We start from the raw sequence: 9,268 nt of genomic DNA, 5'->3' as shown, positions 1-9,268 counted from the left end.
TCGGTTCGGTTTCCGGGGTGGCGGGGTGCGGGGGCTCAGTTCTCCTCTCCGCTCCCGACACCACTAAAACCAAGGAACGTGGCGGCGGCCCCCCGGAGCCCCCCCCCCCCCCACCGCGATCGGCTCGGGTCAGCAGCGCTTCAGCGGCTCCGCGAAGGAGATCTTCGAGAAGTAGCCGATCAGGTAGGCCTCGTAGACCCGCAGATCGGAGATGTGCTGCTGCACGACGTTCGGCACGCAGTTCGGCGGGACCGTGTACATCGGCGCGCCGTAGCGACCGCCGGCGAGGGCGGCGCCGGACAGGGCGTCGGGGAACTTCGTGCCGTTCGTGACGAAGGCGTACACCGAGCTGCTGCCCGGCGTGTTCCACGCCCAGTTGTTGATCGCCATCGAGGTCGCGTAGCGGTCCTTGCCGGCGAGGCGGAGCTTGCCGTAGTCCCACCAGAGCTGGTTCTCGATGCCGGTCGAGACCGCGCCGGTGCCGCCGGCGATGACGACGGCGTCCGGCTGCCGCTTGGCGACGGTCCTCAGGGTCTCCGCATCGACCTTGGCGGCGCGCCCGGGCACGATGAGCACCGGTTCGCGGTAGGCGGCGGCCGCGTTGCTGGCGGCGAGTGCGTCGGGGAAGTCGACACCGGTGGCGATCCAGATGTACTGGCTCGTGCCGAACGCGGCGTCGACGATCGCGCGGGAGGTGCCGTACCGGTCGGCTCCGGCGAGTCGCGTGATGTTCGCCGCGGGCACCCGGGACTTCACCGCATTCTCGACGTTCGCGGAGACCGCGCCGGTGCCGCCCGCGATGAAGACCTCGGCGGGCTTCAGGCGCGCGAGCTGGGTGGCGATCTTCGCGGGCAGGGCGGTCGGCTGCACGAGCAGCAGCGGGCCGCCGCACGTCGCGGCCGCCGGGGCCGCGCTCAGCGCGTCGGGGAAGTTGGCGCCGGACGCGAGGTAGACGCAGCCCACGCCCGCGGGGAAGTCCTCGGCGATCGCGGCCGAGGTCTCGTAGCGGTCGGCGCCGGCGATGTAGCCGCTCAGCAACGGGGCGAGCATCTCGTCGATGCCGGTGGCCGCCTGGCCGTCGCTCACCGTGATGGGCGTCGCCGAGGAGGCGTAGGCGGCGTTCTTCCAGAAGTCCGGCAGCAGCTTCGTGCCCTTGGCCGGGTCGCGGAAGAGGGCGAGGTACTGGCCGGCGGGCAGAGTCCCGACCGTGTACGCGCCGGTACTCCCGCTCGTCGCGGTCGCGACCGCCGGCGGCAGGGTGTCGCTCGAGGGGTCGTACGGGTGCACGGAGACGATGGCGCCGGCGAGCGGCGCCGTCGTCTTCGCCCCGGTCATCTTGGTGACGGTGCCGCTGATCGACCCGGTCGCCGCCGCGAGCGGGGCGAGCTCCTGCGAGCCGGCGGTGGCGGAGAGTTCCGCGGCGGCAGCGGCCGCGGAGACGCCGAGGTTGCGGCTCCGCGGGGCCAGGGGGTCGTCGGCCGCGGTGTCCGAGCTCTGCACCTCGGGAACGGGGCGATCGAGCGGCTCGTCTTCCGCGGCGTTCGCCGGGAGGGCGGCGAACGCGGTGAGGGCGAGACAGGCCGCGGCGGCGATGGTCGCGTGCCAGGGCGTCGCGCGTGGGCGTCGGGTCATCTGGGTTCCTTACTGGAGGGTCGGCTCCGATTGGGCCGTGCTGCGGACGATACGGAGCGGAGCGTCGCGAATCGACTCCCCCGTTCGGGGGTCGCGATCGTCGCGCGGCGGCTCGGTCGGTCCGGAAGCAGGGAGGGTCCGACGCTCAGACGCTGACGGACTGCGTGAGCAGCACGAGGAACCAGACGAACGTCACGCCGCCGAGCACCAGCCCGAGGATCGAGGTCACGAGGCTGTAGCGGGGCCACTTCGTGCCCGGCGCCCGGCTGAGCCGGAGGCCCTGGAGGGCGAAGAGCAGCGGGATGAAGCTGCCCAGCATCGAGTAGCTCCACTCCCCGCCCGTCGAGCCGATCGACGCGGCCATCCAGACGAGCCCAGCGCCGGCCAGCACGCCGATCGTGCCGCAGACCCGCGCCGAGATCTCGTCGCGCGACGCTCGGGACTGCGACATTGCGGCTCCTCCTCGTGCGCGGCCAGCACCTTGGAAGTGTACCCAGCGGGATCGCCCGACTGCCGCGCGCCCAGCATTGCTGCCATGATCGAAGCCGAGCGAGGAGGCGACGATGGGATTCAGCGTCGAAGGCGTCGAGGGCATCGGCGAGATCACGGCGGGCGCCGATCTGGCGGCGATCATCGCGGGGGCCGCCTCGCTCGAGCACGGCGACATCCTCGTCGTCACCTCGAAGATCGTCTCCAAGGCCGAGGGGCGGATCGTCGAGGCATCCGACCGCGAGGCGGCGATCACCGCCGAGACGGTGCGCGTGGTCGCGACGCGCGAGTACGACGGCGGCGTCACCCGCATCGTCGAGAACCGGCAGGGCATCGTCGGCGCCGCCGCAGGGGTGGATGCCTCGAACTCGCCGGACGGCACGGTGCTGCTGCTCCCGGTCGACCCCGACGGCTCGGCGCGCGCGCTCGCGACCGGGCTGCGCGAGCTGACCGGCCGCCGCGTCGGCGTCATCCTCTCCGACACGCTCGGCCGCCCCTGGCGCGAGGGGCAGACCGACATCGCGATCGGCGCGGCCGGTGTGCACGTCTTCGACGACCTGCGCGGACAGGTGGATGCGTCGGGCAAGGCCCTCGCGGTGACCATGCCGTGCGTGGCCGACGAGATCGCGGGCGCCGGCGAGCTCGTGAAGGGCAAGAGCGCCGGGGTGCCGGTGGCCGTCGTCCGCGGGCTCGGCCGCTACGTGGGCGATCTCGACCTGCCCGGGGCCCGGTCCATCCAGCGGCCCTCCGACCGCGACCTCTTCCGGCTCGGCGCCGACGAGGCGTACGACGAGGGGTACCGTGCGGGCTTCGACGAGGCGCAGGCGGAGGGTGGCGAGCGCTGAGCGAGGGGCGCCCCGCATCGGGCGCGCCGTGGTTCCGAAATCTTGGATCCAATTTGCGTGCCCGGGGCCCATCCATCCGCTAGCCTCGTCGCCATGAGCGAACGCGAGACCCGCACCGCCGGAGCGAGCGCGCCGAGCGCCGAAGCGCTGCAGAAACTGGCCGGGCGGCACCAGGCGGGGTACCGCTCGGTCGGCACGATGGCCTACGACATCCTGCGCGACGCGATCCTCGACGGCACGCTCGCCCCCGGGCAGAAGCTCCGGCAGGAGACCCTCGCCGAGACGATCGGCGTGTCGCGGCTGCCCGTGCGCTCGGCGCTCATCCAGCTCGAGGCCGACGGGCTCGTCGAGTTCCACGCCCGTCGCGGCGCGGTCGTGAAGGCCCTGTCGGCGGAGCAGGCGCGCGAGGTCTACGACATCCGCGTGCTGCTCGAGATCGACGCGCTGCGGCACTCGATGGACGAGATGACGCCCGAGCGCATCGCGCGGCTGCGCGAGCTCGGCCGCACGGCCGACGCGGAGGAGGAGGGCGCCGACTTCGTCGACGCCCGCACCCAGTTCTACGCGGAGCTCTACGGCGCCGCCTCCCGCCCGGTGCACTGGGAGATGATCGAGCAGCTGCGGCTGAAGGTCGGCCGCTACGTGCTCGGCTGGCGGCTCGTCGGCGGCGGTGATCACGGGCATTCGCACGAGGAGCTCGTCGCGGCCGTCGAGGCGGGCGACGCGGATGCCGCGGCCGAGGTGCTGCGCTCGCATCTCACCGGCGTCCGCGACGCCGTGCTCGCCATGCTCTCCGCCGAGGGCGGCGCCGCCGCGCGCTGAGCCGCCGCGCCGACGCCGCCGCGCGCCGCCGCGCGCTGATTCGAGGCCGCGCCCGGCGCACTTGCTTTTGGATCCAGTATCCGAAAGACTGATCCCGCGGGAGGTGGACCCGCCTCGCGAGCTCGCTCGCGTGACGCCGGTACGACGACGCGTCAGGATGGAGGGGTGTCAGTGCACATCGGTTACGCCGCCATGCTCGAGCAGTTCCCTCCGTCCGATGCCGTCGCCTTCGCCGCTGCGGCGGAGCGTCACGGCTTCAGCGGCACCATGGCCACCGATCCGTTCCAGCCGTGGTTGCCGCGTCTCGGCCAGGCCTCGCATGTGTGGAGCGTGCTGGGTGCGGTCGGCGCGGCAACCCGGGGAGACCTCGGGCCCGGCGTCACGACACCGACGTTCCGCATGCACCCGGCCGTCGTCGCCCAGGCGAGCGCGACGCTCGCCTCGATGTACCCCGGCCGGCACTGGCTCGGCATCGGCTCCGGCGAGGCGATCAACGAGCACGTCGTCGGCGCGTACTGGCCCGAGCCGCCCGACCGCATCGCCCGCATGTTCGAGGCCGTCGAGCTCATCAAGAAGCTCTTCGCGGGATCGATCGCCGGGCGCGACGTGCGCCACGCCGGCCCCAGCTTCAAGATGGAGTCCACCCGGCTGTGGACCATGCCGAAGACGGCCCCCGAGATCTACATCGCGACCGCCGGCCCCGTCACCGCGCGGCGGGCCGGCCGGGTCGCCGACGGCCTGATCACGCAGAGCGGGCCGTCGGAGCGCCTCGAGGTGCTGCTCGCCCGCTTCGCCGACGGCGCCCGCGACGGCGGCCGCGACGCCGCGAAGATGCCCCGCGTGCTGCAGCTGCACCTCTCCTGGGCCGAGACCGACGAGGAGGCGATGCGCAACGCGCTCGCCGAGTGGCCCATCGCCGGCATGCGCTTCGGCCGCGGCGACATCCGCTCGCCGTTCGAGCTCGAGCAGCTCGCCCGCACCGTGCGGCCGGAGGACTTCGCGGGTCGCATGGTCGTCTCGGCCGACCCCGATCTGCACCGCGCCGAGATCCAGCGCCACCTCGACCTCGGCTTCGACCGCATCTACCTGCACAACGTCGGCCGCAACCAGCTGGAGTGGCTCGAGGTCTTCGGCCGCGAGGTCCTGCCGGGGCTGCGGCCATGAGCGGCGGCGACTGGGTGGTCGTCATCCCGGTGAAGCTCTTCGCCGCGGCGAAGTCGCGGCTGCGCCCGCAGCTCGGCGACGAGCAGCGCGCGGCCCTCGCCCGCGCCTTCGCGCTCGACACGGTGGATGCCGTGCGCAGCGCCGAGCGCGTCGCGGAGGTCGTCGTGGTCACCGCAGAGCCCGAGCTCGGTGCGGAGCTCGCCGCGCTCCCCGACGTCGAGCTCGTGCCCGAGGCGGGCGAACCCGGCCTGACCGCGGCGATCGAGCTCGGCATCGCGCACGTCAGGCACGGCGGCGGGCGGCACCTCGCGGTGCTCCTCGGCGACCTGCCGGCACTTCGCTCGGCCGCGCTCGACGGGGCGCTCGAGGCCGCGTGCGGCCACCGGCTCGCCTTCGTCGCCGACCTCGAGGGCACCGGCACCACGCTCGTCACCGCGCTCGCCGGCACCGGCCTCGAGCCCGGTTTCGGGCCCGACTCCGCCGCCGCACACCGGGCCGCCGGCTTCGCCGACCTCGCCGCCATCGGCCGCATCGACCTCGGCCTGCGTCGTGACGTCGACACCGTCGAAGCGCTCGAAGCCGCGCTCGGCCTCGGCGTCGGCCCGCGCACGGCCGAGGTCGTCGCCGCCTTCGCCGACGAGGCGCTGCCGCACGCGCCGGCCGAGGCATCCGATCCGCCCGCCGCGGAAGCCCAGGCGGCCCCCGCACGTTCTCAGTGATCAGCAGTTCCCAGCAGAAGGAGACCAATCGTGACCCTCACCCTCGGGTACAAGGCCAGCGCCGAGCAGTTCGACCCCCGTGAGCTCGTCGAGATCGCCGTCGCCGCCGAAGGCCACGGCATGGAGTCGGTGTTCGCGAGCGATCACTTCCAGCCGTGGCGGCACACGGGCGGGCACGCGCCGTTCTCGCTCGCCTGGATGGCCGCCGTCGGCGAGCGCACCAGCTCCGTGAAGATCGGCACGAGCGTGATGACGCCGACGTTCCGCTACAACCCCGCGGTGCTCGCGCAGGCCTTCGCCTCGCTCGGCGTGCTCTACCCCGACCGCATCATCGCCGGCTTCGGCTCGGGCGAGGCGCTGAACGAGATCGCCACCGGCTTTCGTGGTGCGGGCGAGCAGGACTGGCCCGAGTTCCGGGAGCGGTACGCCCGGCTCCGCGAGTCCGTGCGCCTCATGCGGGCGCTGTGGAACGAGGAGGGGCAGGTGAGCTTCGAGGGCGAGTACTACTCGACCCACGACGCCTCGATCTACGACCGCCCCGAGACCGCCGTGCCGATCTACATCGCCGCGGGCGGCCCGCAGGTCGCGAAGTACGCCGGCCGGGCCGGCGACGGCTTCATCTGCACCTCGGGCAAGGGCGCCGAGCTCTACGCCGAGCAGCTCATGCCCGCCGTGAAGGAGGGCCTCGCAGCGCGCACCGACGGGCGCACCTTCGACGAGTTCGACCGGATGATCGAGATCAAGCTCTCCTACGAGGAGACCGAGGAGGCCGCCCTCGAGAACACCCGGTTCTGGTCGCCGCTCTCGCTCTCGAAGGAGCAGAAGCACGACATCACCGACCCGGTCGAGATGGAGCGGGCCGCCGACGCGCTGCCGATCGAGCAGATCGCGAAGCGCTGGATCGTCGGCACCGACCCCGACGCCGTCGTCGAGCAGATCGGCCAGTACATCGACTGGGGCTTCAACCACCTCGTGTTCCACGCGCCCGGCCACGACCAGCGCCGCTTCCTCGAGCTCTTCGAGCGCGACCTGGCGCCGCGCCTCCGCGCGCGCGGCTGAGGCGGCTGCACTCGAGCTCCGGGCCCGGCGCGTGGGTGAGCGCGCCGGGTCCGGCCTCGGCATCGGGCGGCCGTGTCAGACTCGTGCCATGGGGTCGGACGGCTGGGTGGTGCGCGACGGGCGGGCCGAGCTCGAGATGTCGGCGCTGCGAGCCCGCAGCGGCATCATGCACGCCGCCCTCGCCGGCGCGCTCCTGCTCGCCGCCGCGGCCGTTGTCACCGCGTTCTTCGCGATCGATGCGCGCGGCGGGGTGATCGGCCCGCAGCCGCTGCTGCTCCTCGGCGGGGTCGTGTTCCTCGCCGTCGCCGGCCTCGGCATCGTGGTCGCGCGGCCGTTCCGCCGCCAGGGGGTGCTCTCGATCAGCACCGGTTCGATCCGATGGCGCGATTCCCGCGGCGAGCTCATCGTGCCCCTCTCGCAGGTGGACCGGATCACGGTGCGCCGTCGGTTCCTCCCCGGGATCGACGTGGATGCCGGGCGTCGGAGCTGGGGGCTGCGCACCTCGGCATCCATCCTGGAAGCCGCGCGCGACGACATGCGACCACTCTCGGCTCGCGCCCGACGAGCCCTCGACGAGGCGGGATTCGCTCCGAGCTCGAACGGGAACGTCACCGTTTGGGAGCGCTCGGACCTCGGCACCGGCTCGGGCCCGACTACAGCGTCGCGCGCGTCTTCTTCGTGACCGGGCCGAACTTGTACGTGGCGCAGTAGCCGTCGGGCGTCGGCCCGCGCTGCACGAGCACCCGCCAGACGGTGCCCTTGCCCGCCTTCGCCCGGATCTTGGGGTAGCGGTCGGGGTTCGTCAGCGTCGCGCGCGTCGTCCAGCCGCTGCTCGTCTTCTGCTGGAGGAGCACTCGATCGGACGGCTGGATCTGGGTGAGGTGCGCGACGATCGGGCCGGGCACGAGGTCCCAGGCGAACAGCCCGGGAGGAGTCTTGCCCACCAGTGCTGCCGCGCAGCCGGCGGTGGCCGCCTGGGCGGGCGGTGCGGGAGCGACCGCGGCGGAGACCCCGCCGGTGACCAGTGCCAGGGCGACCAGCATCGCGGTGCCGTTCCGCTTCATCGAGGGGCTCCTTCCATGCTCGCCGGGCGCGAGCGGGATGATCGGGATCCCAATCCTTGCACATCGCCCCCGCCGCGACATCCCCGCCGCCGCCGGGTTCGTCGTGCAATTCGCGACGAGCGGGACCGGGCGGCCAGCGCCAGGCGGCTCAGTGCAGGCCGGGGCGGTTCACGCTCGGCGGGATCGCGCAGTAGTCGAAGAAGTACCGGCTCGGTGCGCCCTCGTCGGAGAGGTCGACGATGACGTTCGCGCCGGTGTGCGGCAGTTCGTCGCCCGCGAGGGTCCAGACCGAGAAGTGCCAGATGCCGCGCACCGCGTCGTCGAGGAGGCCCCGGCCGTCGACCACGAGCACGGTGTCGGCTCCGGCATCCTCGCCCGCGCGGAACGGCTCGACCGTGCCGCTGCGCAGCTCCGCCTCGGTCACGGCGCCGAGCGAGCGGCGCACGACGTCGTCGCCGGATGCCGCGGCGATCGCCTGCGCGAGGGCGTCGGCGAAGCGGGCGGCGCGCCCGGCATCCGCCCCGTCGACCGCGACGAGGCGTCGACCGCGATTCGCGTTGTGCAGGAACTCGGCGGCGATGCCGTCGACGACCGATTCGCTCACGCCTCCAGGCTACGCGCTCGGGGCGCCGCCGGTGCCGGCCGGGACCGTGTCGGGGGCCGCCGCCTCCACGGCCGCCCCGCCCGCGACCGCGACGAGCGGCCGGCCGGTGATCGGGTGGTCGATGATCTCGGCGCGGACGCCGTAGACCTCGTGCACGAGCCGGGCGGTCAGCACCTCGCGCGGTGGGCCTGCGGCGACGACGCGTCCCTCGGCGAGGACGAGTGCGTGGTCGGCGTACGCGGCCGCCTGGCTGAGGTCGTGCAGCGCCGCGACGACGGTGAGGCCGCCCCGGGCGAGGCCCGCGAGCAGTTCCAGCGCGACCAGCTGGGCGGAGAGGTCGAGGTGGTTGGTGGGCTCGTCGGCGAGCAGCAGCTCGGGCTCCTGGGCGAGGGCTCGGGCGAGCGTGATGCGTTGCCGCTCGCCGCCCGAGAGCTGCCCGATCTGGCGTTCGGCGAGGTGCGCCGCGCCGCTCGCGGCCAGCGCGTGCGCGACGAGGGCGTGGTCGCGCGGACCGGCGGGGGCGAAGGCGCCGAGGTGCGGCGTGCGGCCGAGCAGCACGGCCGCCGCGACGGTGAGCTGCGGGTCGAGCTCGGCCTGCTGCTCGGCGAGGGCGACGAGGCGGGCGCGTTCCCGGCGGCGCATCCGGCCGAGGTCCCGGCCGTCGAGGGCCAGTGCGCCGTCGTCGGCCCGCTCGATCGCGGCGATGAGGTGCAGCAGCGTCGACTTGCCCGCGCCGTTCGGGCCGATGAGCGCGGTGAGTGCGCCGCCAGGCAGCGTCGCGTCGACGCCGTCGATGATGGTGCGTCCGCCGCGGGCGAAGCGCACCCGATCGAGATCCAGGGTCATGCGTTCCTCCTCGAGCGGAGCAGT

10 protein-coding genes and 1 pseudogene are annotated in these 9,268 nt (G+C 73.6%); 6 read left to right on the top strand and 5 right to left on the bottom strand.

What is annotated here, in order from left to right:
- Positions 1-129 precede the first annotated feature (129 nt).
- A complete protein-coding gene (locus tag ACFWE1_RS07590) occupies positions 130-1,632 on the bottom strand; it encodes a cell wall-binding repeat-containing protein (RefSeq protein ID WP_376932852.1) in 1,503 nt (500 codons plus the stop codon).
- 145 nt (positions 1,633-1,777) lie between these two features.
- Positions 1,778-2,083 (bottom strand): hypothetical protein, encoded by a 306-nt coding sequence (locus ACFWE1_RS07585; RefSeq protein ID WP_376932851.1) that lies wholly within the window; start codon positions 2,081-2,083, stop codon positions 1,778-1,780.
- Positions 2,084-2,195: 112 nt separating this feature from the next.
- Here ACFWE1_RS07585 and cofE point away from each other — a divergent pair, with 112 nt between their 5' ends.
- From cofE to ACFWE1_RS07555, 6 genes are all read left to right on the top strand, one after another.
- Positions 2,196-2,966, top strand: coding sequence for a coenzyme F420-0:L-glutamate ligase (cofE, locus tag ACFWE1_RS07580; RefSeq protein WP_376932850.1), 771 nt, complete (start codon positions 2,196-2,198; stop codon positions 2,964-2,966).
- A 93-nt stretch (positions 2,967-3,059) separates the two neighbouring features.
- Complete coding sequence (locus ACFWE1_RS07575) at positions 3,060-3,788, top strand: GntR family transcriptional regulator (protein WP_376932849.1); 729 nt, start codon at positions 3,060-3,062, stop codon at positions 3,786-3,788.
- A 165-nt stretch (positions 3,789-3,953) separates the two neighbouring features.
- Complete coding sequence (locus tag ACFWE1_RS07570) at positions 3,954-4,952, top strand: TIGR03557 family F420-dependent LLM class oxidoreductase (protein ID WP_376932848.1); 999 nt, start codon at positions 3,954-3,956, stop codon at positions 4,950-4,952.
- On the top strand, positions 4,949-5,671 hold the full coding sequence (gene cofC / locus ACFWE1_RS07565; RefSeq protein WP_376932847.1) for a 2-phospho-L-lactate guanylyltransferase: 723 nt from the start codon (positions 4,949-4,951) through the stop codon (positions 5,669-5,671). The genes ACFWE1_RS07570 and cofC overlap by 4 nt, the downstream gene beginning before the upstream one ends.
- 30 nt (positions 5,672-5,701) lie before the next feature.
- Positions 5,702-6,730, top strand: coding sequence for a glucose-6-phosphate dehydrogenase (coenzyme-F420) (gene fgd, locus ACFWE1_RS07560; protein WP_376932846.1), 1,029 nt, complete (start codon positions 5,702-5,704; stop codon positions 6,728-6,730).
- A gap of 88 nt (positions 6,731-6,818) precedes the next feature.
- A complete protein-coding gene (locus ACFWE1_RS07555; RefSeq protein WP_376932845.1) occupies positions 6,819-7,412 on the top strand; it encodes a hypothetical protein in 594 nt (197 codons plus the stop codon).
- Here the strand turns inward: ACFWE1_RS07555 and ACFWE1_RS07550 are convergent.
- From ACFWE1_RS07550 to ACFWE1_RS07540, 3 genes and pseudogenes are all read right to left on the bottom strand, one after another.
- Positions 7,384-7,794, bottom strand: a complete 411-nt coding sequence (locus ACFWE1_RS07550) for a hypothetical protein (RefSeq protein WP_376932844.1) — start codon at positions 7,792-7,794, stop codon at positions 7,384-7,386. The two genes, ACFWE1_RS07555 and ACFWE1_RS07550, sit on opposite strands and share 29 nt — an antisense overlap.
- Before the next feature lie 148 nt (positions 7,795-7,942).
- Positions 7,943-8,398 carry a hypothetical protein gene (locus ACFWE1_RS07545; protein WP_376932843.1) on the bottom strand — a complete coding sequence of 152 codons (456 nt, stop codon included), beginning with the start codon at positions 8,396-8,398 and terminating at the stop codon, positions 7,943-7,945.
- Between the two features lie 336 nt (positions 8,399-8,734).
- Positions 8,735-9,244 (bottom strand): annotated as a pseudogene (locus ACFWE1_RS07540) (ABC transporter ATP-binding protein); the annotation flags it as partial.
- Positions 9,245-9,268 lie beyond the last annotated feature (24 nt).

This window comes from Agromyces sp. NPDC060279, assembly GCF_042726785.1.
GTDB lineage: Bacteria > Actinomycetota > Actinomycetes > Actinomycetales > Microbacteriaceae > Agromyces.
This window is presented reverse-complemented; position numbering and strand designations above follow the sequence as displayed.